The following is a 25,859-nucleotide window of genomic DNA, read 5'->3' as shown; positions in this document are numbered from 1 at the left end:
CGGGCCGTCGCGGACATAAATGGGCGAATCATTCAGTCGTTTGACTGAATGATTCGCCCATGCTGTCATGGGTCCATGCTGTACGGCACGCCCGCGCTGGACGGGATCGACGAGAAGGTCCTCGCGGAGATCGAGGACATGCGACGCGACCTGAAGTACCGGCTGGCCGAGGTCCACCGGTGGGACGGCCAGCTGCGGCGGCAGCTCCAGGCGCGGGCGATCCAGGGGTCCAACTCGATCGAGGGCTACCGGGCCAGCGTCGAGGACATCGAGTCGATCATGTCGGGGGAGGAGCCCCTCGACACCCCGGCCGGGGTGGCCAGGGAGATCTCCGGATACCAGCGGGCCCTCACCTACATCAACACGCTGGCCAAGGCGTGGTCGTTCCGGTACGACGCCGGTCTGCTCCACGGCCTCAACTTCATGATGATCGGCCACCACCTGCCCAAGACGCCCGGCACCGTCCGCCCGGGCGGGATCTACGTCCGCAACTCCGTCACAGGGGAGGTCGTCTACGAGGGCCCGGACCATGAGGCCGTCCCCGGGCTGCTGGAGGAGCTCGTCGACTGGCTAAACGCGGGCGACCTGGACGCGCCCAGCTACGTGCGCGGTGCGATGGCCCACCTCAACCTCGTCAAAATCCACCCCTGGCGCGACGGGAACGGCCGCATGTCCCGGGCTCTCCAGACCCTCGTGCTCGGCCGTGACCAGATCACCACCCCGGAGTTCTCCTCCATCGAGGAGTGGCTCGGCACCGGGGAGATCACGTACGAGTACTACAACGTGCTCGGCGACGTCGGGCGGCGCCGGTGGAGCCCGCACGGGGACACACTCTCCTGGGTGCGGTTCGTGCTGCGCTGCCATCATCTGCAGGCCCAGCGCGTACAGCGACGCCTCGCGGAGGCGGGGGAGGTCTGGACGCTGCTGGAGGAGCGGACCGGCGTGGAGGGCCTGCATCCGCGCACGGTCTCCGCGCTCTATCAGGTGTTCGTCTCCCGGCGGCTGCGGCGCGGCATGTACCAGGCCGACGAGGCGCTGAGCCAGGGGCAGGCCGCCCGCGACCTGCGGGAGCTCGCGGCAGGCGGGTGGCTCAAGCCGTACGGCGAGACCAAGGGCCGCTTCTACGCGCCAGGCCCGAAGATGGCGGAGATCAAGGAAGACTTCGCCGCGCGGGCGGAGCCGCTGCGCGACCCCTACCGGGCGCAGGCGGGCTGAGACCCGCGGCCGTCGGCGCCTACCTGGCCGAGGGCCCGACCGAGTAACGTTCGGTCATGCATCCTGGAGCGATCGCGGCGGCCACACCGGACAAGCCGGCGGTGATCATGGCCGGGTCCGGCCACGTGGTCACCTACCGGCAGCTCGACGAGGAGTCCAACCGGCTGGCGCACCTCTTCCGCGCCGCCGGGCTGCGCCCGGGCGATCACATCGCCTTCATGCTGGAGAACCATCCGCTGTTCCTGACGGTCGCCTGGGCCGCGCACCGGTCCGGCCTGTACTACACCGCGATCAGCTCCCGCCTCCAGCCCGAGGAACTGGTCCACATCGTGGACAACTGCGAGGCGCGGGTCTTCATCTCGTCCGCGAAGCTCGCCGGCGTCGCCGCCTCCGTCATCGGGAGGACACCCCACGTCGAGCTGCGGCTCATGATCGACGGTGTCGCGCCCGGCTTCGAGTCGTACGAGAAGGCCACGGCGGCGCATCCGGCCACGCCGGTGGACGACGAATGCCAGGGCGTGGACATGCTCTACTCGTCCGGTACGACCGGGCGTCCCAAGGGCGTCAAGCCCACGCTGAGCAAGGCGCCCCTCGACTTCGCGGGCCCGCTGTTCAAGCTCGTGCGGTTCCTGTTCGCGCCGTCGGCCGGCAGCGTGTACCTGTCGCCCGCACCGCTCTATCACGCGGCGCCCCTGAGGTACTGCATGACCTTCCAGCGCCTCGGAGCCACGGTCGTCGTCATGGAGCGGTTCGATCCCGAGGAGGCGCTGGCGCTCATCGAGCGGTACGGCGTCACGCACGCGCAGTGGGTCCCCACGATGTTCATCAAGATGCTGAAGCTGCCCGCGGAGGTGCGCCGGCGCCACGACCTGTCGTCCCTGGAGTGCGCCATCCACGCCGCCGCCCCCTGCCCGATCGAGGTCAAGGAGCAGATGATCGAGTGGTGGGGCCCGGTGGTCCACGAGTACTACGCGGGCACCGAGGGCAACGGCTTCCTCCACGCCGGCCCGCAGGACTGGCTCAAGCACCGGGGCACGGTCGGGCGGCCCCTGCTGGGGGTCGTCCATGTCTGCGACGACGAGGGGAACGAACTGCCGCCGGGCAGGCACGGCACCGTCTACTTCTCCGGCGGGCCGAGGTTCGTCTACCACGGCGACCCGGAGACAACCCGTTCCGCGCAGGACCCGCAGGGCCGGGGATGGACGACCCTCGGGGACATCGGCTACGTCGACGACGAGGGCTTCCTCTACCTCACGGACCGCCGCTCGTACATGATCATCTCCGGCGGGGTGAACATCTACCCGCAGGAGGCCGAGAACGCGCTGGCCATGCATCCCAAGGTCGCAGACGTCGCGGTGTTCGGCGTTCCCGATCCGGAGATGGGCGAGCAGGTGAAAGCGGTCGTGCAGCCGGTCTCCCCGGAGGAGGCGGGCCCGGCGCTGGAGGCCGAGCTGATCGAGTTCTGCCGGGGGCGGCTGGCCCACTACAAGTGCCCGCGGTCGGTCGACTTCCGCGACGAGCTTCCCCGGCACCCCACCGGAAAGTTGTACAAGCGCCTTCTCCGGGACGAGTACTGGCCCCCGACGTCGTGAGATAAGGGCCGCGTACGGCCCGGACGGGCCGATTGCCTGATCGCTTAGCGTGACCTTATCGCCGATTTGCCATTGTAGAGACGTACCGGCGGAGAGCCGGGCCTACCGGCAGATCCATTAAGGGGGATGGCGATGAGCATGAGAGATCACGTTCCCGGCACCGAGAACACCGAAGTACTCCCCGGTCACGGCTGGAGCCAGTTCGGTAGGACGCCGCCGCAGCACGGACAGTACGGCGGGGGCTACCAGGGGGCCGGCGGTTACGGCGGCGCCGGTTACGGCGGCACCGGGCCGTTCGACACGGGGGTGCTGCCGGGCCCGCCCATCCCGCCGCGGCAGAGGGGAACGCTGACGGGCAGGCAGAAGGCCGGAGCGGGTCTCGCCCTCGTGGCCGTCGCCCTCGGTGGAGGCGCGGCGGGGGCCGTCATCACCAACTCGGTGAACGGCGGGCAGACCGTCATCTCCAGCCCTGTCGTGAGGCCCGCCTCGAGTACCTCCACCAACACCATCGCCGCGGTGGCGAAGGCCATCATGCCGTCCGTCGTGTCGATCAAGGTGACCACGGCGTCGGGCGGTGGCGAGGGGTCGGGCGTGATCCTGTCCGCCGACGGCCTGATCCTGACCAACAACCACGTCGTGACGGCGGGCGGCCAGGGCGGCGAGGTCGGCGTCACGGTGAAGTTCAGTGACGGCAAGACGGCCAAGGCGATCGTGAAGGGCACCGACCCCACCACCGACCTCGCGGTCATCCAGGCGCAGGGCGTCTCGGGGCTGACCCCGGCCTCGCTGGGCGACAGCGACAAGCTCCAGGTGGGCGACTCGGTGCTCGCCATCGGCAGCCCCCTGGGCCTGGAGGGCTCGGTCACCTCGGGCATCGTCAGCGCGCTCGACCGCACGCTCACCGAGGGCCCGGAGGAGCAGCAGCAGCCGCCGCAGTTCCCCTGGGGGCAGGAGGAGCAGCCCCAGCAGCAGCAGGCCGGCACCACCATCGGCGGGATGGTCCAGACCGACGCTGCGATCAACCCCGGCAACTCGGGCGGCGCCCTGGTCAACGCGGCCGGGCAGGTCGTCGGCGTCAACACGGCGATCGCCACCTCCGGCTCCAGCTCCGGCAACATCGGCGTGGGCTTCGCGATCCCCATCAACACCGCCAAGCTCGTCGCCGACCAGCTCATCAGGAGCGGCAAGGCCACCCACGCGTTCTTCGGCGTCAGCGTCGCCGACGCCGTGGGCGACCAGTCCGGCGCCGTGGTCAGCTCGGTCACCGCGGGCAGCCCGGCCGACAAGGCCGGTCTCAAGGACGGCGACCTGATCACCAAGATCAACGACACCGTGGTCGACAGCGCCGAGTCGCTCGTCGGCAGCATCCGCAGCTCCCGGCCCGGCGACAAGGTGAACGTCACCTTCACCCGGAACGGCAAGGAGTCCACCATCACCGCCACTCTGGCGGAGCAGTCGGCCACGAGCTGACCGCGCACAGTCGTCGCCGGCGGGCCCCGGGGGGGGGGGCGCGGGGGGGGCGGGCGGGGGCCCCCCCCCCCCCCCCCCCCGCCCCGGGCGCCGCCCCGGGGGGGGGGGGGGGGGCGCCCCCGTGGCGCCCCTCCCGCCCACGCGCGCCCCGCGCACCGGCGCCGCGGCCGGGCCCGGGGGGGTGGCCCGCCGGCGACTCCTCGTTTCCGCCACCCGCCGTCGCCCTCTGCGCGGGGACGATCAGAGGTGGGGGCGGGTCAGCGCCTCCGACTCCCACAGGTCCCGGTAGTAGCCGGGCACGGCGACCAGCTCCGCGTGGGAGCCGCGCTGAGCGACCCGGCCGTTCTCCAGCACGACGATCTCGTCCACCTGTTCCAGGCCACGCAGCCGGTGGGTGACCAGCAGTGTCGTACGGCCCCGGGTGGCGCCCAGGAGGTCGGCCATGAGGGCGTCGGCCGTCTCCTCGTCCAGGGCCTCCGCGGGCTCGTCCAGCAGCAGCACCGGCGGGTCGAACAGCAGCGCCCGGGCCAGCGCGAGCCGCTGGAGCTGGCCGCCCGACACCGTCCGGCCGTCCTCGCCGAGCACGGTGTCCCATCCCGTCCGCTCCGCCCAGGTGTCCAGCCGGGCCCGCCGTACGGCCTCGGCCAGGTCCCCGGCCGTCGCGTCCGGGCCGGCGAGCCGGAGGTTGTCGCGGACCGTCGCCTGGAAGACGTACGGGTCCTGGGTCAGCCCGGTGATGCCGGCGCGGACGTCGTCGGCGCGGTGGCGGCGGACGTCGACGCCGTTGATCCGGATGGTTCCCGACTCGATGTCGGCCGTCCGCATGAGGGCCGCCAGCAGCGTGCTCTTCCCGGCGCCGCTCGGGCCGACCACCGCCACCCGCTTTCCCGGCGTCAGCGTCAGGCTCACCCCGTCGAGGGCGGGCTCCCGGCCGCCGTGGCGGACCACCAGGTCCTCGACCTCGACGGTCAACGGCGGCTCCGGCGGGGGAGCGGGCCGCTCCGGCTCGGCCACCGCCGGGGGCGTCGCCCCGATCTCGCGCAGCCTGCGCAGCGACCCCAGCACTGAGGCGAGCCGTTCCCCGGCCGCGGCGAGCGGGAGCACCGGCTCGAAGGAGACGAGGGCGGTCAGTGCCAGCACGGCCGTCGCGACCCTGCCGAGGCCGGCGGTCTGAGCCGTGAGGACCACGGCGACCACGGTCAGCCCCTGCGCGAGCATGCCGGCCCCCAGGGCCGTGGCGTCGATCCGCGACTGTCCCCGCTCCAGCCTGGCGAGCCGCCCGTCGGCGTCCATGGCCGTGGACAGGGCGCGGTCGCGCGCGCCGTACGCCGCGAGGTCGGCGGCGCCGTGAACCAGGTCGGCCACCCGGGCGGCCAGCTCGGCCCGCGCGGGGGCGATCCGCGCCGACCAGCGCCGGGCGGCGGCCGCCGTGGCGGCCGGGAGCAGCACACCGGCGATCAGCAGGCCGGCGCCCAGTACGAGCGCGGCGGCGGGCAGGAGGAACGCGGCGACGACCACGGCGGCGATGCCGGTGACCAGCGCCGCGGCCGCGGGCAGCAGGCAGCGCACCAGCAGGTCCTGTACGGCGTCGGTGTCGTCGACCATGCGGCTGAGCAGGTCGGCGCCTTCCTGGCGGAGCGGGCCGGCGGGGATGAGGGCCTGGTAGAGCCGCTCCCGGGTGCCGGCCTGGGCGCGCAGCGCGACGTCGTGCCCCGCCAGGCGCTCGCCGTACCGGAAGACGCCGCGGGTGGTGGCGAACGCCCGCACCGCCACGATGGCGACGGACAGCGCCGCGAGGGGCGGCTGCTCGGCGGCCCTGGTGATCAGCCAGGCGGCTGACGCGATCAGCGCCACCCCCGCGAGGTCGGCCGCCGATCCGGCGAGCGCGGCGAGCAGAAGACGGCGGCCCATGCCGGAAAGCGACGGCACCGGCGACACCCACCCCTGCGACGGCTGCGACCGCGGTGACTCAGGTGACTGGAGTGACTGTTGTGAATCCGCCGGCACCCGCTGCTCCTGCTCGTGCGGCACTTCGGAACGTTCTGCGGACGCGGAGGCTCTCGGCGCTTCCGCCCCGGCCGTGGGCTTCTCGTGGTCGCTCACGCCGCTCCTCCTTCCGCACGCGGCTCCGGGCGGCTCCCCGTGGTGTGACTGCCCGTGCTGTGACTGCCCGTGCTGTGACTGCCGGTGTCGTGAATTCCCGCACCGATGGTCACACCACTCGCGAGCGCGCCGGAGTCGAGGCGGATGACACGGTCGGCGAGGTCGATCATGGCGGGGCGGTGGGCGACGATGATGGCGGTCCTGCCCTCGGCCAGCCTCCGGGTGGCCTCGACCACCGCCGCCTCGCTCCTTCCGTCGAGCCGGGCGGTCGGCTCGTCGAGCAGCAGCACCTGCGCCGCCGGGCGGCAGAACGCGCGGGCCAGCGCCACCCGTTGACGCTGCCCCGCCGACAGGTTCGCGCCGCGCTCTCCGAGCCGTGTCTCGTACCCGTCCGGCAGGGCCTCGATGAACTCGGCCGCCTGGGCCTCCGCCGCCGCGGCCCGGATCTCGTCCGGCCCCGCCGCCGAGCCCAGCGCGATGTTGTCGGCCACGGAGGCGGCGAACAGGTGCGGCCGCTGGGGCACGAAGGCCAGGCGGCGGCGCCACTCGTCGAGGTCCAGCTCAGCCAGGTCGGCGCCGCCGGCGAGCACCCGGCCCCGCGCCGGGGTGACGAATCCGAGCAGCAGATGCAGCAGCGTGCTCTTCCCCGCGCCGCTCGGGCCCACGATCGCCACCCGCTCTCCGGGCGACACGACGAGCGACACGCCTTGGAGCGCCGCGTCCTCCCGGCCCGGGTAGCGGACCGTGACGTCCTCCAGCCGGATCTCCGGCGCCCCGTGCGAGGGGACGCCACGCGGGGCCGTCCGAGCGGCGGCCCGCGCCGGCTCATCGGCGGCCGTGGGCAGGCCTTCCCTCGCCGTCGTCTCCACGGCCGTGCGCCGGGCCTCTCTCACCGCCGTCTCATGCCCCGGCTCCTCATCGGCCGTCCCGGAAGGGGTGATCACGGCGAACGCCTCGTCGGCGGCGGCGACACCCTCCATAGCGGCGTGGAACTTCGTGCCCATCGCGCGCAGCGGGAGGTACGCCTCGGGGGCCAGCAGCAGCACGAGCAGGGCGGTGTGGAGGTCGAGCGACCCCGACAGCAGCCGCAGGCCGACGGGCACGGCCACCAGGGCGAGAGACAGCGACGCGACGAGCTCCAGCACGAGCGATGACAGGAACGCCACCCGGAGCGTGCGCATGGTGGCCGCCCGGTGCGCCTCGGCGACGTCCCGGATCACCGACGCCTGGTAGCGGGCCCGGCCGAACGCCCGCAGCGTCGGCAGGCCGCGCACGACGTCGAGGAAGTGCCCGCCGAGCCGGGCCAGGGCCCGCCACTGACGCTCGGTCACGGCCCTGGTCGTCCAGCCGACGAGCGCGCCGAAGACCGGGATCAGCGGCAGCGTGAGCAGGACGATCACGGCTGTCGGCAGGTCGGCGGCGAACAGCCGGACGACCACCGCGACCGGCACGACGCCCGCGACGGCCACGGCGGGCAGGTAGCCCGTCAGGTAGGGGTCGAGCGCGTCAAGTCCGCGCCCGGCGAGGGTGACCAGCTCCCCGGACCGGTAGCCGTCCGGGCCGATCTCCTCGAACCGCCGCAGCAGCCTGCGCCGGAGCACCGTCTTCAGCGCCGTGGCCGTACGGCCGGCCGAGATGCCCTGCACCCAGCCGAGCAGCCCGCGCAAGGTGACCACGAGCGCGAGGGGGAGCAGGGCGGCGACGGCGAACCTGCCGGAAAGCACCCCGGCGAGCAGCTCGGCCTGCACGAGCACGAGCAGACCGGCGGCCACCGCCGCGGCCAGGCAGGCGGCGAGGTGGAGGCGGACGCCGCGCTCGGCCCTCGCCAGCCGCACGAGATCCTTGTGCACCGTGACCCAATCAGAAGAAGGACGGCAGCGCACCCTTCCGGAAGATGCGCCACACCCATAGTTGCGCGCCCACGAGGATCGGGGCGAACGGCACCACCATGACACTCAGCACCGTCAGTGTCTGATCCGGGGCCGTCCTGTCCAGCATCGACGACGCCGCGAACGCCGTCACCGCCAGGGCGGGGACGGCCGCGGCGCAGGCCGTCAGCAGCAGGGCGCGGCCGTCCCGGACGGCGCCGCGGACCACCTCGTCCCCGGGCAGCCGCCAGGCCGCGAAGGTCCACCCGTGCAGCGCCAGCAGCAGCAGGACCGCGACGCCCGCCGCCACGCCGGCCGGGCCGAGCGCCGCGGGCAGGCCGAGCGCGACGCCGGCCAGGGCCATGCCCCACGTCAGCGCCAGGCCGGCGGATCCGAGCCAGAGCGCCCCGTCCCACAGGACGCGCCAGGCGCGCCCGCCGGCCCTGCGGCGGAACCACAGCCCGGCGTCACGCAGGACCCACGACAGCAGCAGGGCCACGACCAGCGGGTAGAGCCCGCTCAGCACCTCGCCCTCCAGGGTCGGGAACACCCCGAAGAGCACGCCCGCCAGTGCCACCAGCCATACCTCGTTGGCCAGCACGAACGGCGCCATGGCGGCGACCAGCCGGTCCCGCCCCGCCTGCGAGCGGCCCAGCACGGGCAGCAGCACACCGAGCCCGATGTCGAAGCCCTCCAGGGCGAAGTAGCCGGCCAGCAGGACGGCGAACGCGCCCAACCACAAGATCTCCATGTGCGGGTCCTCAGAACGCGTGAACGGGGGCGGGGGCGGGGTCGGCCGGCCGTTCCGGCGCGCCGAGGGCGACCTGCCCCGGGCCCCGCCGTACGGCACGGGCGATCAGGGCGTAGTCGACGACGGCCAGCAGGCCGAGCACGCCCACGAAGCCGGCGAACGACGCGGTGATCGCCGTCTTCGACAATCCAGGGGTGAGGGCGTCGGCGACCGTGAGCTTGCCGTACACCAGCCACGGCTGGCGGCCGACCTCGCGCACGAGCCATCCGGCGATCGCGGCGACGAACGGCAGCGGCGTCATGATCATCAAGATGGGGTGCAGCCACCGCCACCGGGCCAGCCAGTCGCGGGCCAGCAGCGGCAGCAGCACGAACATCACGACGAACTGGGTGAGCTGCCCGATCCCCATCATCGTCGCCAGCGCCGTGCCGGGGACCGCGCCGCCGAACTTGCCCGGCTGGAGCTCCCCGACCGGCCCGAACTGGGCGTATCCGAAACCGACGGTGAACAGCGAGCCGACGAACGCGGTGACGACGCCCATGCGGAGCGACCGGGTGAAGAACTCCCGCTCGGCGGTCCGCCGGAACAGGTGGTACGCGCTGGCGCCGATCACGACGAAGCCGCCGGTCCACAGCCCGGCGCTCAGCACGTGGGGGAGCGCGAAGACCAGGGTCGGGTTGGTGAGCAGCGCGCCGAAGTCCCGCAGCACCAGCCTGCCGCCCACCTCCTCGGCGCCGGCCGGGTTCTGCAGCCACGAGTTGGCCACCAGGATGAACAGCGCCGAGGCGTACGCCGTCAGCGTGACCAGCCAGATGCAGGCCAGGTGGAGCTTGGGGGGCAGCCGATGCCAGCCGAAGATCCACAGGCCGAGGAAGGTCGACTCGAGGAAGAAGGCCAGCAGCGTCTCCATCGCGAGCGGCGCTCCGAACACGTCTCCCGCATAGTGCGAGAGGCCGCTCCAGCTGAGCCCGAACTGGAACTCCATGACCAGACCGGTGAAGATCCCCAGCGCGTAGTTGATCACGTAGATCTGCCCCCAGAAGCGGGTCATCCGCTCTTTGAGGGGGTCGCCGCTGAGGACGTGGCGAGTGTTCATGATCGCCACCAGGGGGGCGAGCCCGAGGGTCAGCACGACGAAGAGGAAGTGCAGGCTTCCCGTCACGGCGAACTGGGTCCGGGCCAGGTTGACGACGTCCATCCAGCCTCCTTATGTCTATCTACATATCGGCAGCCTACATGTAGACTGTCGACATGTGGAAACGGGATAGGCTGCGACCGTGAACGCCGACGCGCTGCGGGGCCACATGGACGCCCTGCTCCTGTCCGTACTGGAGCGGGAGCCCCTCCACGGTTACGCGATCATCGAGGCGCTCCGTGAGCGCAGCGACGGGGCCCTCGACGTGGGGACCGGGACGGTCTATCCCGCCCTGCGGCGGCTGGAGCGGGCCGGCCTGCTGACGAGTGAGTGGGCCACCGTCACGGGCCGCAAACGCCGGACCTACCGGCTCACCGGCGACGGCCGCGAGGCGCTCGCCGGTGAACGCTCGGCCTGGCGGTCCTTCACGAGCGTGATAGGAAGCGTGCTGGACCCGCTGAGGTGACCGCCGGCCGCCGGGTCGCGACGAGGCAGCGGGCGGCGCTGTGCAGCTGCCAGGCCCAGAAGGCGTAGCTCGCATAGCTCAGCACCACGCCGGGGGCGTACTCGGAGAAGCCCTCCGGACCCCGTGCGCCGATGGTCAGGCCGAGGCACATCAGGAGCATGATCGGGAACTGCAGCCAGACGAACAGTCCCATCCAGCGGGTGACCAGCGCGGGCCGCGGGACGACGCGCAGCCCTCTGCCGAGGACCAGCAGCGCGACGGCGCCGATCACGCCCGCACCGAGCTGGACGGAGTCCACGGCCCGGGCGAGAGGGGAGAACCAGCCGGGCTGGGGTATGGCCGCCGTCGAGGCCGACTCGGGGAAGAACTTCCAGATCACGGCCCACAGGAACGCGGTCATCGGCGCGCCGATGAACAGCAGCGCGGCCGTGCGGCGGCCCTGTCCGACCGCCAGCTCCTCCTGGTAGCCGGGGGCGATCGCGCCGACCGCGCCGAACTCCTCCACGGCCAGGCGCTCCGCGGCCTCCCTGTCGTGCCCGTCGCCCTCGAACGCCTCCGCGGCGTCGAGCAGGCTGTCGCGTGCCTCCGTGAGGAGGTCCCGCTTCGCGCCGCCGGGCCCCCGGAGGGAGGCGCGCAGCGCGGCGACGTACTCGTCTATCGGACCCACGCTCGCCATCGCTCCTCCCCGTGCCGCGGTCAGCCTACGGCCGCGCTCGCCGGGGCCGCATCAGGGGGATCCCTGACCACCCCCGGAGGGCCGGGGTCTGGCCGGCCGGGGCCGCAGGCCCCCCCAGGTGACCTCCGCCGCGGCGGCCGGGGCCGTACGGCCCTGCCCTCCGGGAGGCAGGGTGTGATGTGGTGAACACGTCGAGGAGGACAGCCGAGGGAAGGCAAGCGTTGGGACGGCAAGTGGCCAAGTGAGGTCTCGCGGCGACAGGGCCGGGGAACAATTCCTGAATCGGCCGCGGTGGGACGGGACGGCTTCGGTTCGTGGATACCCTGTCCTCAGGTGGGAGCTCCACCTCTTACATCGGTCGCCTGCCTCCGAGGCGAGGGGGACAGGTGGTGCTTCCGGGGTAGACGGGTCACGTGAACCCTGTCGCCTGGACGTTTCGCCCCGGCAACACCGTATTAACCCGGATACGCGAGACTTGGAGCGGAGAGCGAGGCGGGACGTGAACCAGCCGAAGATCGTCGTGGGAATCAACGGGTCGATGGCATCGCAGGCCGCGCTGCACTGGGCGGCGGCCGAGGGGCTGCTGCGCGGGGCGCGGGTCGAGGCGGTGTACGCCTGGGAGTGGTCGGGCGGGTTGCACGCGCATTACGCCCCCCTCTCGAGCCGCACCTCTAGGGACGACGAGCGCCAGGTGGCGCTCGAGGTGGCGCAGCGAGCGGTCCGCGAGCTCGGGGGCCGTCATGTCTCGCCGACCGTCGTCGAGGGCTCGCCCGCGCAGGTGCTGCTCCGCGAGACCGCCGACGCCGACCTGCTGGTCCTCGGGGCCCGCGAGGCCGAGTCCGAGCCGTACCCCGTGATCAATCCGGTGGTCTCGGCCTGCCTGATGCGCGCCCACTGCCCCGTCGTGGTGGTGCTCCCGGGGATGGCCCACGAGCGGCCGCTCGGCGGCGTCCTGGCCGGCTCCCGCGCCTGACCGGACCGAGGGGGCCGATGGGCGGCGCGCGCGGGACGCGGTTCGGCGGGATGAACCAGGGCGGAACGGCAGAAAGCGATCCGCGGTCAACCACGTAGTCGTCAAATTCATACAATTTCATTCTCTAGACACCCATAAGCGAGGGCCTGACAGCCGCTTGCCCCTAAAGTCCGGGTCATGCGTGCTTCATCCCGTGTATCTGCCCATGACCATTCCGGGGACCCTCCGGCGGCACGGTTCTCCGCGTCTCGTGGGAGCCTCCGCGCCGTCGCCGCACTCGTGGTGACGGTCCTCGTGGCCGCCGGGATCACCGCGGTCTCGCTGACTCCCGCTTCCGCCGAACCGGGCACCGTGGTGATCAGCCAGGTGTACGGCGGGGGCGGCAACTCGGGTGCGCCCTTCACCAACGACTACGTCGAGCTGTTCAACCGGAGCGCGGCCACGGTCTCGCTGGACGGCTGGTCGTTGCAGTACGCCAGCGCGACCGGCACCGGCCCGTTCTCGTCCAACAAGGTCGACCTGGCGGGTTCGCTGGCTCCTGGGCAGTATCACCTCGTCCAGCTCGCGGCCGGCACGACGCCGAGCGGGTCGCTGCCCCCGGCGGACACGACGGGGAACCTCAGCCTGAGCGCCACGGCGGGGAAGGTCGCCCTGGTCCGCTCGACCGGCGGCCTCGCCTGCAACGGCGGTTCCACTCCGTGTACGGCGGAGCAGGCGGCCCAGATCGCGGACCTCGTCGGCTACGGCACCGTCAACTACTTCGAGGGCGCCGCGGCCCCGGCGCTGAGCAACACCACATCGGGCCTGCGCGGGGACGGCGGCTGCGCCGACACCGACGACAACGCCGCCGACTTCACGGCGGGCGCGCCCGCGCCCCGCACGACGGCCACCACGCCCGCTCCCTGCGGAGGCGCGAGCCCGTCGCCCTCCACCAGCCCGTCGCCGAGCGCGTCGCCGTCGCAGTCCCCGACTCCGACCCCGACTGCGACTCCGACTCCCAGCCCGACTCCGACGGCGGCGCCCTGTGACGTGCCCGCGGACCGGCAGATCGCCGACGTGCAGGGCAGCGGCGCCGCGTCGCCGCTCGCCGGGCAGACCGTCCGGGTCGAGGGCGTGGTGACGGGAGACTTCCAGGAGAGCGACCAGCTCAGCGGCTTCTACTTCCAGGACCCGACCCCGGACGCCGACCCCGCCACCTCCGACGGCCTGTTCGCCTTCGCCCGGTCCTCGTTCAAGGACGTCAAGGCCGGCGACAAGGTGCTCGTCACCGGCAAGGTGACCGAGTTCAACGGCCTCACCGAGCTGTCCCCGGTCACCGCGGTCGACGTCTGCGGCACGGGCACGATCAAGCCGGCCGCCTACAGCCTGCCGAGGCCCGCCGGGGCCACGTTCGAGCCGTTCGAGAACGTGCTCGTCACGTTCCCCGAGCCGCTGACCCTGAGCGAGCACTACAACCTCGGCCGGTACGGCGAGGTCACGGTCTCCTCGGAAGGCCGCCTCTTCCAGCCGACCGACCGGCCCGGGGTGGACCCGGCGCTCAATGCCCGCCGCTCGCTGCTGATCGACGACGGGTCCGGCGTCCAGAACCCGGCGGACATCCCGTACACCGATCCGGCGGTCGTCCGGGCCGGCGACACCGCCCTCGGGATCACCGGCGTCCTGACCTACGGCTTCGACGTGTACCGCCTGGAGCCCACCCGTCCGATCCACTTCCTCCGGACCAACCCGAGGCTGCCGGTCCCGCTTCCCGTGGGCGGCAACGTGCGCGTCGCCAGCCTCAACACGCTGAACTGGTTCACCACGCTGAACTCGCGGGGCGCCAACACCGCCGAGGAGCAGCAGCGCCAGCTCGCCAAGATCGTCTCCACGCTGAAGGGCCTCAACGCCGACGTCGTCGGCCTCATGGAGGTCGAGAACAACGGCCAGACCGCCCTGCAGGCGATCGTGGACGCGCTGAACGCCAAGGTCGGCGCGGGCACCTACAAGGCGCTGGGCCACCCCTATCCGGGCACCGACGCCATCCACGTGGCGGCCATCTACAAGCCGGCCAAGGTCGAGCCCGTCGGGGAGACCCGGTCGTCCACCGACCCCGTGTTCCGGCGGCCGCCGCTCATCCAGACGTTCCGCCGGGTGCAGGGCGGCCAGCCGTTCACGCTGTTCGTCAACCACTTCAAGTCGAAGGGCTGCGACGGCGCCACCGGGCCGGACCTCGACCAGGGCGACGGCCAGAGCTGCTTCAACGACGAGCGGGTCCGCCAGGCCAAGGCCGTCCTCGGGCTGATCACGTCCATGGACCTGCCCAACCCGCTCGTGGTGGGCGACCTCAACGCGTACGGCGAGGAGGACCCGATCCACACGCTGGAGGCGGGTGGCCTGACCAGCGTCTCCAAGCGGTTCATCCCCGCCTTCCAGCGGTACAGCTACCTGTTCGACGGCCTGTCCGGAGAGCTCGACCACGCCATGGCGGGCTCCCAGCTCGTCAAGCGGATCACCGGGGCGACCATCTGGCACGTCAACGCCGACGAGGCCCGGATCCTCGACTACAACAGCGAGTTCAACCCGCCGGCCCTGTACGCGCCGGACGCGTTCCGCTCCTCCGACCACGACCCGCTGCTGATCGGGCTGAACCTGCCGGGAGGCAAGGGCTGACCTGACCACGCCGCCAGGCGGCCCCGGGATCATCGTCCCGGGGCCGCCTGACCCGGCTCCCGGCATCAGAAGCGGGCAAATCGATCGCTCACGGCGTGGAGTTCGTCAGCCCTGCGGGTCGAATATGTCCCTCTTGGTCTCCGGAGGCTCGCCCGGCTTGCCGCCCAGCCGGGGATAGCGGAGATCGAAGGCGGGCCGCTCGGACCGGATCGGCGGGATGGACACGAAGTTGTGGCGCGGGGGCGGGCAGGACGTCGCCCACTCCAGCGAGTTGCCGTGGCCCCACGGGTCGTCGACCGTGACCCGCTCCGCGTGGCGTACGGCCCACCAGACGTTGTAGAGGAACGGCAGCGTCGACAGGCCGAGCAGAAGGGCGCCCGCGCTGGAGATCTCGTTGAGGGTCGTGAACCCGTCACGCGGCGAGTAGTCGGCGTACCGGCGCGGCATGCCGATGACCCCGAGCCAGTGCTGCACCAGGAACGTCATGTGGAAGCCGATGAAGAGCATCCAGAAGTGGATCTTCCCCAGCCGGTCGTTGAGCATCTTCCCGGTGAACTTGGGCCACCAGAAGTAGAACCCGCTGAACATGGCGAACACCACCGTGCCGAACACCACGTAGTGGAAGTGCGCCACGACGAAGTAGCTGTCGGTCACGTGGAAGTCCAGCGGCGGCGACGCCAGGATCACCCCCGTGAGGCCGCCGAGCAGGAACGTCACGAGGAACCCCACGGCGAAGAGCATCGGCGACTCGAAGGTGAGATGTCCCCGCCACATCGTGCCCGTCCAGTTGAAGAACTTCACCCCCGTGGGCACCGCGATGAGGAACGTCATGAGCGAGAAGAACGGCAGCAGCACCTGTCCCGTGGCGAACATGTGGTGCGCCCAGACCGTCACGGACAGCGCGGTGATCGCGATCGTCGCGCCCACCATGCCGACGTACCCGAACAGCGGCTTGCGGCTGAACACCGGGATGACCTCTGTGACGATCCCGAAGAACGGCAGCGCGATGATGTAGACCTCGGGATGGCCGAAGAACCAGAACAGGTGCTGCCACAGCATCGGGCCGCCCGTCTGGGGGGCGAAGATGTGCGTGCCGAGCTTGCGGTCGGCCTCCAGCGCCAGCAGGCCGGCGGCGAGCACGGGGAACGCCAGCAGCACGAGGATCGAGGTGAAGAACACGTTCCACGTGAAGATCGGCATCCGGAACATCGTCATGCCGGGGGCGCGCATCGTGATGACCGTCGTGATGAAGTTGACCGCTCCCAGGATCGTGCCGAGCCCGGCCAGGGCCAGGCCCATGCACCACAGGTCGCCGCCGAGCTGCGGCTCGTAGGTCGCGGTGGACAGCGGGGTGTAGGCGGTCCAGCCGAAGCTGGGCGGCCCGCCGACGAAGACGCTGCTGAGCACCATCAGCCCGCCGAACAGGAACAGCCAGAAGCTCACCATGTTCAGCCTGGGGAACGCCACGTCCGGCGCGCCGATCTGCAAAGGCATGATCTCATTGGCGAACCCGGCGAACAGGGGGGTCGCGAACAGCAGCAGCATGTTCGTGCCGTGCAGGGTGAACAACTCGTTGTAGACCTGAGGCGACACCAGTTGCATCCCCGGCCGTGCCAGCTCCGCACGGATGACCAGCGCCTCTCCTCCGCCGACGAGGAAGAAGAGGAACGAGGCGACGAGGTACATGTGCCCGATGATCTTGTGGTCGGTGCTGGACATCCACGACGCGAGACGGGTGCCGGTACGCCTCCGCACCGGGCTCGGCCGTACGGCCTGCGTCGTCATCTGGCGCTCCTTTCGAGAAGGAGGTTCCATTGCCCGATCAGGCCGGGATCACCGCGATCGGAATTCTGGCATTGTGCGACTGGTTATGCCCGCTGAAGACCGGATGAAAGGAGTCGCCCGTGGCGACCATCGAGGTAACCGAGAAGAACTTCAACGACATCGCCGACAAGGGCATCGTACTGCTCGACTTCTGGGCGTCATGGTGTGGCCCGTGCCGCTCCTTCGCCCCGATCTTCGAAAAGGCGTCCGAATCGCATGAGGACATCACGTTCGGGAAGATCGACACTGAGGCGCAGCCGGCGCTGTCGGAGGGATTCGAGATCACCGCGATCCCCACGATCATGGCGATCCGCGACGGCATCGTGGTCTTCGCCCAGCCGGGCGCCCTCCCGGCCCCGGCGCTCGACGACCTGATCAGGCAGCTGCGGGCCCTCGACATGGACGCGGTCCGCGCCGAGATCGAGGCCGAGAGCAAGAGTTAGGAGACGGCGGGCGCGCGGGCGGCGCGGCCTCCCGCGCCGCCGCCGGCCGGATTCCCGCTGTGAGGGATCGGCTCCCCTGAGCGCCGCCGGCCGGACCCCGCCGTGAAGGGCCGCCGTCGGCCGCATCCTTCCCGTGAGGGCCGGGGGCCCTCACGCGTCGCGGGCTGGGAGCGTCAGCTCGACCGGTAGAGCTCGGCGACCCGGAAGGCGAGATCGAGCGACTGGCCCCGGTTGAGCCGGGGGTCGCAGGCCGTCTCGTAGCGCAGCCCGAGGTCCTCCTCCACGAGCCCGTGCCCGCCGCCGACGCACTCGGTCACGTCGTCGCCGGTGAACTCGATGTGGATGCCGCCGGGGTGCGTGCCGAGCGCGTGGTGCACCTCGAAGAAGCCGGCCACCTCGTCCAGGACGTCGTCGAGCCGGCGGGTCTTGTGTCCGCTCGGGGCCTCGAAGGTGTTGCCGTGCATCGGGTCGCAGATCCAGGCGACCGTGGCGCCGCTCGCGGCGACCTTCTCGACCAGTGTGGGCAGCGCGTCGCGGACCTTGCCCGCGCCCATGCGGCTGATGAAGGTCAGCCGGCCGGGCTCGTTCTCCGGGTTGAGCTTGTCGATGAGCGTGAGCGCCTCTTCCGGCGTGGTGGTCGGCCCGAGCTTCACGCCGATGGGGTTGCGGATGTGGCTGAAGAACTCCACGTGGGCGCCGTCGAGCTGGCGCGTGCGCTCGCCGATCCAGACCATGTGCGCCGACACGTCGTACGGCAGGCCGGTGCGGGAGTCGATTCTCGTCAGCGCGTGGTCGTAGTCGAGGATCAGGGCCTCGTGGGAGGAGTAGAACTCGACGGTGTGGAACTCCTCGGGGTTGGCCCGGCAGGCCCGCATGAACGCGAGCGCCTGGTCGATCTCCCGGGCGAGCTGCTCGTAGCGCCGCCCGGCGGGAGACTCGGCCACGAAGTCCTGGTTCCACGCGTGCACCTGGCGCAGGTCGGCGTAGCCGCCCTTGGTGAACGCCCGCGCGAGGTTCAGCGTGACGGCGGAGGAGTGGTAGGCCCGGAGCAGCCGGTTGGGGTCGGGACGCCGCGACTCCGGCGTGAAGTCGAAGCCGTTGACCATGTCGCCGCGGTAGGCCGGCAGCTCCGCGCCGTCGCGGACCTCGGTGCCCTTGGAACGCGGCTTGGCGAACTGCCCCGCCAGCCGGCCGATCTTCACCACCGGGACGCGCCCCGCGTAGGTGAGGACGATCGCCATCTGCAGCAGCGTCTTCAGCTTGTTGCGCACGTTGTCGGCGGTGGCGCCCGCGAACGTCTCCGCGCAGTCGCCGCCCTGCAGCACGAAGGCCTCGCCGCGGGCGACCGCGGCCAGGTTCTCCTTCAGCTGGTCGCATTCGCCCGCGAACACCAGCGGGGGCAGGCCCGCCAGCTCGGCGACGACCTTGTCGAGCTCACCGCGGTCAGGCCAGTCGGGCTGCTGCGCCGCGGGGAGGTCACGCCACGTGTCGAAGTTGAATGCGCTCACGGCATCCAAGGTTATTGCACCGCGTCCCCTGTTGCCCCTCACCTGTCCACGTGCTGAGATCCTGTTTTCGACAGCGGGAGCCGTACGTGCTCGGGAAGCACGCCGAGACCGATGAAACGGCGAGCCAGCCCGCTGATCACCGGAAGCCGCGACACGTCGGGCGGCGCCGGCGCGCGCCGTCCCTTCAGGGCCCGGCCGATCACCAGGCGCTGCACCACCCGCTGCACGGCCTGGGTGATCATTGTCGGCGCCCACCGGCGGCGGCGCACGCGGGCCAGCAGTTCCTCGGGGGCCTCGCCCCGCAGCAGCGCCGGCCCGACGATGTTGGCGGCCGCCACCGCGTCGTGCACGGCGAGGTTGATGCCGACACCGAAGATCGGCGACATCGCGTGGGCGGCGTCCCCGATGAAGAGCAGCCCCGGCAGGTGCCAGCGGGAGAGGCGGTTGACCGCCACCTGGAGCACTCCGACCTCGTCGAAGTCCCGCAGGCCGGACACCCGGCCGTCGAGGAACGGCAGCAGCCCCTTCACCGTCCGCCGCAGCTCGCCGGCTCCCCGGGCCCTGAGCTTGCCGAAGCCGCCCTTGGGGATGACGTACGCGAGCTGCCAGTAGGTGGTCCGGTTGATCGCCACCATGATGTAACCGGCCGACAGCCGCAGGAAGGGGTCATCCGGGTCCCCGGCCTCCCTGGGCAGCCGGAACCAGACGACGTCCATCGGCGCGCCGAACTCCTTGGGCTCCAGACCGGCGGCCCGGCGCACGTCGGAGCCCCGCCCGTCGGCGGCCACGGTCAGCTCGGCGCGGATCTCGTGCTCCTGGCCGTCCTCACCCCGGTAGCGCACCCCACGGATCGCGCCGTCCCGCCGGACGAGGTCGGTCACCGGCGCGTTCATGAGGAGGTGAAAGTTCGGGTACTTCCGCGCCTCCGCGGTGATCATGTTGAGGAACTCCCACTGCGGCACGAACGCGATGTACCGGTACTTCCCGGGAAGCTTGCGCAGGTCGGCCAGCCGCACCTCGCCGCGGTCCGTCATGGCGGTGAACGTGTACGCCTTGTGGTGCGGCAGCCGGTGGAACGCCTCGGCCAGGCCGAGCTCGTCGAGCACCTGCAGTGTCGACGGATGGATGGTGTCGCCCCTGAAGTCCCGCAGGAAGTCGGCGTGCTTCTCCAGGAGGGTCACGTCGACCCCGGCGCGGGCCAGCATGAGCCCGAGCATCGCCCCCGCCGGGCCGCCGCCCGCGATTACGCAGGTCGTCGTGCGCGTGGTCTCTGTCTCCGACATAATTCATCACCCGCTGAAATTGTCTCACGCCGGGGACGGAAGCTCCAGCCCCATGAATGGGTCTTCCCGGAGAGGGGGAGGGGCGGTACGGTTATGATCATTGATGTCGGATTCTGGGGGTCACCTGTGAGTGCTCACGTCCCGTCCCGGCGCGGGCTGCGCCTGCTGTCGGCGGCGATGGTCACGTCGCTCGTGGCGTCGCTCACCGTGGGTGCGCCGGCCGCCGTGGCCGCCACCGGCGACTCCGAGCCGCACACCGGCAACGGCTGCGGCTCCCCGGCCCTCACTCTCGAGGCCTGAGCCGCCCGCCCCGGCGTCCGGGGCGCGTACGAGTCGTCACCCGCCGAGACGCGGAAGGGGTGCCCCGAGCACGGGACACCCCTTCGACGCTGTGCGGGGTCAGACGCGCACACCGGCGCCCGGATGGCGGGAGCGCAGGACCTCCAGGCAGCCCAGGAGCGAGCGTGTCGCGAGGTCGCGGATGCGGGCGTAGGACTCCTCGGGATACCGCCTCGGGCCGTTCTCCACGAGAAGGATCAGGTAGAGGTAGAGCCGGTAGAGGGCCAGCCTCGTCTCCGCCGGACCGGTGAGGTTCGCGACCCCGCCCGCGCTGCGGTAGCCGGCCAGCATCGGGTCGTCGCCGGCGAGCGCTCCGAAGATCGTCGGGGTGACGAAGTCGGCCAGCGGATCGCCCCAGAAGGCCCTCTCGTGGTCGATCAGCCCCTGCACGCGCCGGTCCGCGGTCAGGAACACGTTGCCCGGCCAGACGTCGAAGTGGACGAGCGACGGTGTGCGGACCTCGTCGAGAACCGCGGCGTTCCGGTGCACGAGCCCGGCGATCTCCACGATCGACACCGGCAGCGGGGTGCTGTAGTAGACGGCGTCGTCGAGCATCGCGCCCATCATCACGAGGAACGCGTCCCGCCAGCTCGGGCCGGTCAGGCCCGCGTAGGGGTATCCGAAGACGTCGGTGCTGGGGATCGAGTGGAGGAGGGCGAGATGGCGGCCCACCTCGAACCGGATCGCGCTCTCCTCGGCGGGGCTGAGTTCGGCCCTGTTCCACGGAGTGCCGTCGAGCGCGGACAGGATCAGGTAGTCGCCGCCGATGCCGGGGTCGTCGAAGGCGACGTGCAGCAGCGCGGGCATGGGGATGCCCGCCGGGGCGGCCAGGTGGTAGACCATCGCCTCGGTGCGCAGCAGCTGCCGCTCGTAGGTCAGCAGCCGCAGGTCCGGAGGCGGGCCGACCTTGAGCACGACCTGGCGCCCATCTTCGAGGTCGAGCCGCCAGACGGCGTTGGCGAAGCCGTCCGGGAGCTCCTCGGCCGACAGCACCCCCGCGCCCAGCGCGTCGAGGGCGAGCGCGTCCAGCTCGGCAGGGGAGAGCTGCCTCTTCGTCCTGCTGTCCATATGTCTAGTCCTGTGTGGGAGAGGTGGCCGCGATGGTCCACGTGGCCTCGTGCTTGTCCCCCGGCTGCAGAACGATCAGATCGGTCCCCGAATTGAAGGCGTCGGGCGGACAGGTCATGGGCTCCACGGCCAACCCCCGATGGCCGAGCCCCGTGCCGGTGCAGACCTGGACCCACGGCATGACGGCGGGGTCCCAGGTGATCTCGACCCCGCCCTCCGGCCCGCGCACCCGCACCCGCCCCGCCGTGACCGCGGTGAAGGCGTGGTCGATCGCGGTGTCGCCGATCACCCGCGGCGTTCTGAAGTCGTACGGCGTGGCCGTGACGTCCACCAGCTCCGTCGGGGCCAGCGACGCGTCGGTGAGCAGCACGCCGGCGGCGGGCAGCTCCAGCTCGTAGCCGGTGACGTCGGCGCCGGCCAGGAGCCACGGATGGGGCCCGCAGCCGTAGGGCGCGGGGGAGTCCCCGATGTTCTGGGCGGTCAGGGTGGTCGCCAGGCCGTCGGCGGAGACCGCGTGCCGCACCTCGAGCGCGATCCGGAAGGGGTAGCCCTCGACCGGCTCGATGACGCGTGTCTGCCGCACGTGCCCGTGGTCGTCCTCGACCGAGAGCACCTCGGCCACGTCCCAGCTGCTGTCCGAGACGAGGCCGTGCAGCGCGTGGCCCCGGTCGGGCTCGTTGACGGGGAGGCGGTGGCGCTCCCCGCCGAACACGTACGTGCCCCCGACGACCCGGTTGGGCCAGGGGGCGAGGACGGTGCCGCTGTAATAGGGGACGGGGCCGCCCTCAGGCCAGCTCGTGATCAGGTCGCGGCCGGCGTGACGCAGAGCGCGCAGGGCTCCGCCCCGCTCGCTGACGGCGGCCTCGTAGCCACCACCGAGAAGTATGTGATCCGGCACGGGGGATTCCTCTCGCTGACGCGACGTAAAGAGGTGATGTCATATCACGGTATGCCGGGACCTCATCCCAGCTCACCGGCCCTGATCTCGGCCGGGTTCCATGTCTATGGGAGCGCTCCCACAGCGGGCTAAGTTAAGGCTTTCCGTGTGAGCAGTCAACTGATCCCTGGAATTGCGGCGAGATCGGCATCATGGCGCCAATTCGACACCGGATCCCGATCATAAATTGCGCGGACACGAGCGTCGTCGTATCGGTGCAAAATGAAAGTTTCAGCGCGACGGCCGGAACGCTTTTCACGCTCACGCGACCGCCGCCCTATTTCCGGGGCGCACTCGGAGAACAATACCGTCCTCTCCTCCGGGAGGATCGGCGTCCCCCCCTCGTTGAGGGCCAGGCCGTTCACGGCGCCGCCGCGGAGCGGGGGAGGCCGGCGACCGTGGAGGAGGCCGAGGCGTGGTGCCCCCACGGCGGGAGCGCCTCGCGCCGGTCCGGATGCGCGGCCGCCGTGTGAACGAACGGACCGGCGCGTGCGGCGGTACGCGCTTCGCTCCGGCTTCTCATGACCACGATCGAGCGATCGCCGGGACCGCCGCCAGGCATGGCCGGCGAGGACCACGACGAGGCGCGGCTCGCAAGACCCGATCAAGCACGCTCGCCGGGACCGCCGCCAGGCATGGCTCGCGAGGCATCGACGTGGTGCGGATCGGGGGAGTGCGTGAGCTCGGCCCGTGAGGTGGAAAAGGCGCCGCGCGGGCTGTCTCAGAACGGCCCGCGCGGGCTCCGGCGGCGTGCCGGCGCGATTCCACGTATTCGCAGGGAACGCTCCCTGTGATTATCTCAGCTCGCCGCTCTTCACGACGTCGCGGTACCACAGCGCGCTGTCCTTCGGAATGCGCCGCTGGGTGGAGTAATCCACGTACACGATGCCGAATCGCTGGCTGTAGCCCTCGGCCCATTCGAAATTGTCGAGCAGTGACCACACGTGGTATCCCTCGACCTGGGCCCCCTCCTTCATCGCCCGGTGCATGGCGGAGAGGTGGTCCCGCAGGTACTCGATGCGGCCCACGTCGCGGACGCGGTCGTCCGGCCCGGGCTCGTCGGTGGTCGGCAGGCCGTTCTCGGTGATGACCAGGGGGACGCCGGGGTAGTCGGTCTTCAGCCGGACCAGGATGTCGTAGAAGCCCTCGGGGTAGATCTCCAGCCACTCCGCCTGGGCCCGGGGGTGGACGTGCACCCGCTCCATGTCGCCGTTCACGTAGATCGGCGTGTAGTACTGCACGCCGAGGATGTCGATGGGCTCGCTGATCGTGGCGAGGTCGCCTTCGAGGATGTGATCACGCATCGGGCTGCGCTCGGAGATCCACCGCAGCGTGTCCTCGGGGTAGAAGCCCTTGAAGATCGGGTCGAGGTAGAGGCGGTTCTCCACGCCGTCCTGGAGCCGCGCCGCCTGCCGGGCCTCCTGCGTGTCGTCCACCGGGTAGGTGGGGTGCAGGTTCAGGGCCGGGCCGATCCGCCGTCCGGGGTGCCGCTCATGCGAGATCCGCGTGGCCAGGCCGTGGGCCAGCAGCAGGTGGTGGCAGGCGACGAAGGCGCGGGCGTCGTCCTCGAACCCGGGCGCGTGCGAACCGAACCGGTAGCCGCAGTCGACGACGGTCTTGGGCTCGTTGATGGTGAGCCAGTCCCTGATGTGCAGGGCGTCGAACATGATCTCCGCGTAGTCCGCGAAGCGGGCCGCCGTGTCCCGGTTCTCCCAGCCGCCCCGGTCCTGCAGCTCCTGGGGCAGGTCCCAGTGGAACAGCGTGGCCATCGGCCGGATGCCCCGCTCGACCAGGCCTTCCACGAGACGCCGGTAGAAGTCGATGCCCTTCTGGTTGGGCTTGCCCGAGCCCGTCGGCTGGATCCGGGGCCACGCGATCGAGAACCGGTAGCTCGACAGGCCCAGGTCGGCGATCAGCTCGATGTCCTCGGGGTACCGGTGGTACTGATCGGCCCCCGGATCCCCGGTGTCGCCGTCCTTGACGTTGCCCGGGACGGCCGCGAATGTGTCCCAGACGGACACGCCCCGGCCGTCCTCCGTGGTGGCGCCCTCAACCTGATAGGCGGAGGTCGCCGCCCCCCACACGAAGTCGTCGGGGAACCGCAGGGCGTTCATGTGTCTCCTAGTGTCGGCGTCGTGGGTGTCTCGAGCGCTCGTTTGAGAGCGCCGAGGAAGAGCGCGGCGTCGCGGCCGTTGACCACCCGGTGGTCGAAGGCCACGCCGAGATGGACGATCTGCCGCGTGGTGTAGCCGTCCCGGGTCGCCACCACCTCCGGCTGAGGCGAGGTGAGGGACAGCGCGCAGGTGTGACCGGGGAAGACGATCGGCACGGCGAAGGTCACGGCCTCGTCGGTGTGCAGGGTGACGACGATCGCCGCGCCGCTCAGGTCGTCCTCGCGGAACCGTCCCGTGAGGGCGGTCATCTTGAACGCCGTGAGCTCCCGGCCGATCTCGCCGAGCGTCTTGCGGTCCGCGTCGCGCACGACCGGGACGAACAGGCCCTCGCCCAGGTCGATGGTCACGCCCACATGGGCGCCCGCGGCGTGCCGTACGCGGCCGGGTGCCACCAGGGAGGCGAAGAACAGCGGGAACTCCTCCCGGAGCCCGGCGACCGCCTTCACCAGCAACTCGGGCAGCCCGATCAGGGCCCGCTCGCGCCGCGTGAGCACCCGCCCGGATGCGAGCGCGGGGCCCGCGTCCACCTTCACGGCAGTGAAGGCCGCCGGGATGGTCTGATGCGACCTGGCGACCACGTCTCCGGTCAGCCGCTGCGCCCTGCTGAGGGCGACCACCTCGCCGTCCCCGGCCTCCTCACGCGGACCCTCGCCGCGGTCCGCGTGTCGTTCCTGTGCCGGGCCGGGGGCTTCCCCCGCCTCGGCGTCCGCGTGTCGCGCCGGTGCCGGGCCGGGGGTTCCCTCTGGCTCGGCGCCCGTGTGCCCGGCCGGTACGGGACCGGGGTTCGCCCGTCCCTCGCCGGCGGCCAGCCTCCGCACGTCCTCGCTGCGGATGATCTTCTTGCCCAGCGCCCGCAGCAGATCGTCGCCGACGCCGAGCTCGCGGGCCAGGTCCCTCGCCGGGGCCGTCACCACGATCCCGGGAGGCGTGATCCCGTCCATGACCGGGGCGTCCGCTCCGGGGCCGGGAGCCGCCTCGCGTGCGTGCTCCTCACCGGTGGCGTGGAGCCTGGCGATCACCTGGCCGGGAACGCAGTCGCCGCCCTCGTCGAGCAGGCGCCGCAGCACTCCGCCCTCCTCCGCGACGATCTCCTCCGCCGCTTTGGAGGTCTCCAGTACGGCGAGGGCGTCTCCTCCGCTCACTCGCTCGCCGTCCTTGGCGAGCCACTCGACGAGCACGTAACGCGTGTCGTTGTTGTTGAGCTTCGGCACCCGGATGTCGGTCACGATGGCCTCCAGGGCGATAGCGCCGTGGGAGCGCTCCCAAGAGCGTAGGAAGCGCTCTCACGGCTGTCAACACTTGTCGTCAATTCCAATCCGCTACATATGCGGATAAAAATGCATAAATGCACGTCAAGCGGTATAAAGACAGAAACGTAGTAGACA

General features: G+C 71.3%; 20 protein-coding genes. 8 read left to right on the top strand and 12 right to left on the bottom strand.

Going from position 1 to position 25,859, the window contains the following annotated elements:
• Positions 1-75 precede the first annotated feature (75 nt).
• The 3 genes from AB0B72_RS12680 (at position 76) to AB0B72_RS12670 (ending at position 4,277) form a co-directional block, all read left to right on the top strand.
• Entirely contained in the window at positions 76-1,215 is a 1,140-nt protein-coding gene (locus AB0B72_RS12680; protein WP_367738756.1) for a Fic family protein, read from the top strand.
• A 56-nt stretch (positions 1,216-1,271) separates the two neighbouring features.
• Complete coding sequence (locus AB0B72_RS12675) at positions 1,272-2,807, top strand: AMP-binding protein (RefSeq protein ID WP_367738754.1); 1,536 nt, start codon at positions 1,272-1,274, stop codon at positions 2,805-2,807.
• A 132-nt stretch (positions 2,808-2,939) separates the two neighbouring features.
• Entirely contained in the window at positions 2,940-4,277 is a 1,338-nt protein-coding gene (locus AB0B72_RS12670; RefSeq protein ID WP_367738753.1) for a S1C family serine protease, read from the top strand.
• A gap of 240 nt (positions 4,278-4,517) precedes the next feature.
• Here the strand turns inward: AB0B72_RS12670 and cydC are convergent, their stop codons facing one another.
• From cydC to AB0B72_RS12650, 4 genes are read right to left on the bottom strand one after another with little or no spacing between them, the layout of a single operon-like run.
• Positions 4,518-6,380, bottom strand: coding sequence for a thiol reductant ABC exporter subunit CydC (cydC, locus tag AB0B72_RS12665; RefSeq protein ID WP_367738752.1), 1,863 nt, complete (start codon positions 6,378-6,380; stop codon positions 4,518-4,520).
• Positions 6,377-8,230, bottom strand: coding sequence for a thiol reductant ABC exporter subunit CydD (gene cydD / locus AB0B72_RS12660; RefSeq protein ID WP_367738751.1), 1,854 nt, complete (start codon positions 8,228-8,230; stop codon positions 6,377-6,379). The genes cydC and cydD overlap by 4 nt, the downstream gene beginning before the upstream one ends.
• A 10-nt stretch (positions 8,231-8,240) precedes the next feature.
• Positions 8,241-8,999 (bottom strand): cytochrome d ubiquinol oxidase subunit II, encoded by a 759-nt coding sequence (locus AB0B72_RS12655; RefSeq protein ID WP_367738750.1) that lies wholly within the window; start codon positions 8,997-8,999, stop codon positions 8,241-8,243.
• Positions 9,000-9,009: 10 nt separating this feature from the next.
• A complete protein-coding gene (locus AB0B72_RS12650; RefSeq protein ID WP_367738749.1) occupies positions 9,010-10,197 on the bottom strand; it encodes a cytochrome ubiquinol oxidase subunit I in 1,188 nt (395 codons plus the stop codon).
• Between the two features lie 79 nt (positions 10,198-10,276).
• Between AB0B72_RS12650 and AB0B72_RS12645 the strand changes: the two genes are divergently transcribed.
• Complete coding sequence (locus AB0B72_RS12645) at positions 10,277-10,600, top strand: PadR family transcriptional regulator (protein WP_367738748.1); 324 nt, start codon at positions 10,277-10,279, stop codon at positions 10,598-10,600.
• On the opposite strand, the gene AB0B72_RS12640 is transcribed toward AB0B72_RS12645, so the two are convergent.
• Entirely contained in the window at positions 10,560-11,276 is a 717-nt protein-coding gene (locus AB0B72_RS12640; protein ID WP_367738747.1) for a permease prefix domain 1-containing protein, read from the bottom strand. The genes AB0B72_RS12645 and AB0B72_RS12640 overlap by 41 nt on opposite strands.
• Positions 11,277-11,775: 499 nt before the next feature.
• On the opposite strand from AB0B72_RS12640, the gene AB0B72_RS12635 reads away from it, so the two are divergent.
• Together AB0B72_RS12635 and AB0B72_RS12630 are read left to right on the top strand one after the other, a co-directional pair.
• Positions 11,776-12,249, top strand: a complete 474-nt coding sequence (locus AB0B72_RS12635) for a universal stress protein (RefSeq protein WP_367738746.1) — start codon at positions 11,776-11,778, stop codon at positions 12,247-12,249.
• A 177-nt stretch (positions 12,250-12,426) separates the two neighbouring features.
• Positions 12,427-14,898 (top strand): ExeM/NucH family extracellular endonuclease, encoded by a 2,472-nt coding sequence (locus tag AB0B72_RS12630; protein ID WP_367738745.1) that lies wholly within the window; start codon positions 12,427-12,429, stop codon positions 14,896-14,898.
• Positions 14,899-15,003: 105 nt separating this feature from the next.
• Here AB0B72_RS12630 and ctaD read toward each other — a convergent pair whose 3' ends face one another.
• Positions 15,004-16,683 (bottom strand): cytochrome c oxidase subunit I, encoded by a 1,680-nt coding sequence (gene ctaD / locus AB0B72_RS12625; RefSeq protein ID WP_367738744.1) that lies wholly within the window; start codon positions 16,681-16,683, stop codon positions 15,004-15,006.
• 119 nt (positions 16,684-16,802) lie between these two features.
• On the opposite strand from ctaD, the gene AB0B72_RS12620 reads away from it, so the two are divergent.
• Entirely contained in the window at positions 16,803-17,165 is a 363-nt protein-coding gene (locus tag AB0B72_RS12620) for a thioredoxin family protein (RefSeq protein WP_367738743.1), read from the top strand.
• Between the two features lie 173 nt (positions 17,166-17,338).
• On the opposite strand, the gene AB0B72_RS12615 is transcribed toward AB0B72_RS12620, so the two are convergent.
• Positions 17,339-18,673 carry a class II 3-deoxy-7-phosphoheptulonate synthase gene (locus AB0B72_RS12615; RefSeq protein ID WP_367738742.1) on the bottom strand — a complete coding sequence of 445 codons (1,335 nt, stop codon included), beginning with the start codon at positions 18,671-18,673 and terminating at the stop codon, positions 17,339-17,341.
• A gap of 38 nt (positions 18,674-18,711) precedes the next feature.
• Positions 18,712-19,956: an FAD-dependent oxidoreductase gene (locus tag AB0B72_RS12610; protein WP_367738741.1), complete on the bottom strand. Its 1,245-nt coding sequence runs from the start codon at positions 19,954-19,956 to the stop codon at positions 18,712-18,714.
• Between the two features lie 126 nt (positions 19,957-20,082).
• On the opposite strand from AB0B72_RS12610, the gene AB0B72_RS12605 reads away from it, so the two are divergent.
• On the top strand, positions 20,083-20,256 hold the full coding sequence (locus tag AB0B72_RS12605) for a hypothetical protein (protein ID WP_367738740.1): 174 nt from the start codon (positions 20,083-20,085) through the stop codon (positions 20,254-20,256).
• A gap of 99 nt (positions 20,257-20,355) precedes the next feature.
• On the opposite strand, the gene AB0B72_RS12600 is transcribed toward AB0B72_RS12605, so the two are convergent.
• The 4 genes from AB0B72_RS12600 to AB0B72_RS12585 all read right to left on the bottom strand — a co-directional run bounded on the left by AB0B72_RS12600 (position 20,356) and on the right by AB0B72_RS12585 (position 25,700).
• Positions 20,356-21,363, bottom strand: coding sequence for a phosphotransferase family protein (locus tag AB0B72_RS12600; RefSeq protein WP_367738739.1), 1,008 nt, complete (start codon positions 21,361-21,363; stop codon positions 20,356-20,358).
• Between the two features lie 4 nt (positions 21,364-21,367).
• On the bottom strand, positions 21,368-22,261 hold the full coding sequence (locus AB0B72_RS12595) for an aldose 1-epimerase family protein (protein WP_367738738.1): 894 nt from the start codon (positions 22,259-22,261) through the stop codon (positions 21,368-21,370).
• Positions 22,262-23,094: 833 nt separating this feature from the next.
• Positions 23,095-24,414: a GH1 family beta-glucosidase gene (locus tag AB0B72_RS12590; RefSeq protein WP_367738736.1), complete on the bottom strand. Its 1,320-nt coding sequence runs from the start codon at positions 24,412-24,414 to the stop codon at positions 23,095-23,097.
• A complete protein-coding gene (locus AB0B72_RS12585) occupies positions 24,411-25,700 on the bottom strand; it encodes a 2-oxo acid dehydrogenase subunit E2 (RefSeq protein ID WP_367738735.1) in 1,290 nt (429 codons plus the stop codon). The genes AB0B72_RS12590 and AB0B72_RS12585 overlap by 4 nt, the downstream gene beginning before the upstream one ends.
• Positions 25,701-25,859: the final 159 nt, after the last annotated feature.

Origin of the sequence: Microbispora sp. NPDC049125, from assembly GCF_040802045.1 — a bacterium.
GTDB lineage: Bacteria > Actinomycetota > Actinomycetes > Streptosporangiales > Streptosporangiaceae > Microbispora.
The sequence above is the reverse complement of the archived record's forward strand: the minus strand, read 5'-3'. Positions and strand labels throughout refer to the sequence as shown.

Excerpts from the sequence above, each read along its gene's own strand:
- AB0B72_RS12630 (WP_367738745.1), top strand. The coding sequence starts at position 12,427 with ATGCGTGCTTCATCCCGTGTATCTGCCCATGACCATTCCGGGGACCCT.
- AB0B72_RS12675 (WP_367738754.1), top strand. The coding sequence starts at position 1,272 with ATGCATCCTGGAGCGATCGCGGCGGCCACACCGGACAAGCCGGCGGTG.
- AB0B72_RS12650 (WP_367738749.1), bottom strand. The coding sequence starts at position 10,197 with ATGGACGTCGTCAACCTGGCCCGGACCCAGTTCGCCGTGACGGGAAGC.
- AB0B72_RS12600 (WP_367738739.1), bottom strand. The coding sequence starts at position 21,363 with ATGGACAGCAGGACGAAGAGGCAGCTCTCCCCTGCCGAGCTGGACGCG.
- ctaD (WP_367738744.1), bottom strand. The coding sequence starts at position 16,683 with ATGACGACGCAGGCCGTACGGCCGAGCCCGGTGCGGAGGCGTACCGGC.
- AB0B72_RS12610 (WP_367738741.1), bottom strand. The coding sequence starts at position 19,956 with ATGTCGGAGACAGAGACCACGCGCACGACGACCTGCGTAATCGCGGGC.
- AB0B72_RS12670 (WP_367738753.1), top strand. The coding sequence starts at position 2,940 with ATGAGCATGAGAGATCACGTTCCCGGCACCGAGAACACCGAAGTACTC.
- AB0B72_RS12640 (WP_367738747.1), bottom strand. The coding sequence starts at position 11,276 with ATGGCGAGCGTGGGTCCGATAGACGAGTACGTCGCCGCGCTGCGCGCC.
- AB0B72_RS12655 (WP_367738750.1), bottom strand. The coding sequence starts at position 8,999 with ATGGAGATCTTGTGGTTGGGCGCGTTCGCCGTCCTGCTGGCCGGCTAC.
- AB0B72_RS12680 (WP_367738756.1), top strand. The coding sequence starts at position 76 with ATGCTGTACGGCACGCCCGCGCTGGACGGGATCGACGAGAAGGTCCTC.
- AB0B72_RS12590 (WP_367738736.1), bottom strand. The coding sequence starts at position 24,414 with ATGAACGCCCTGCGGTTCCCCGACGACTTCGTGTGGGGGGCGGCGACC.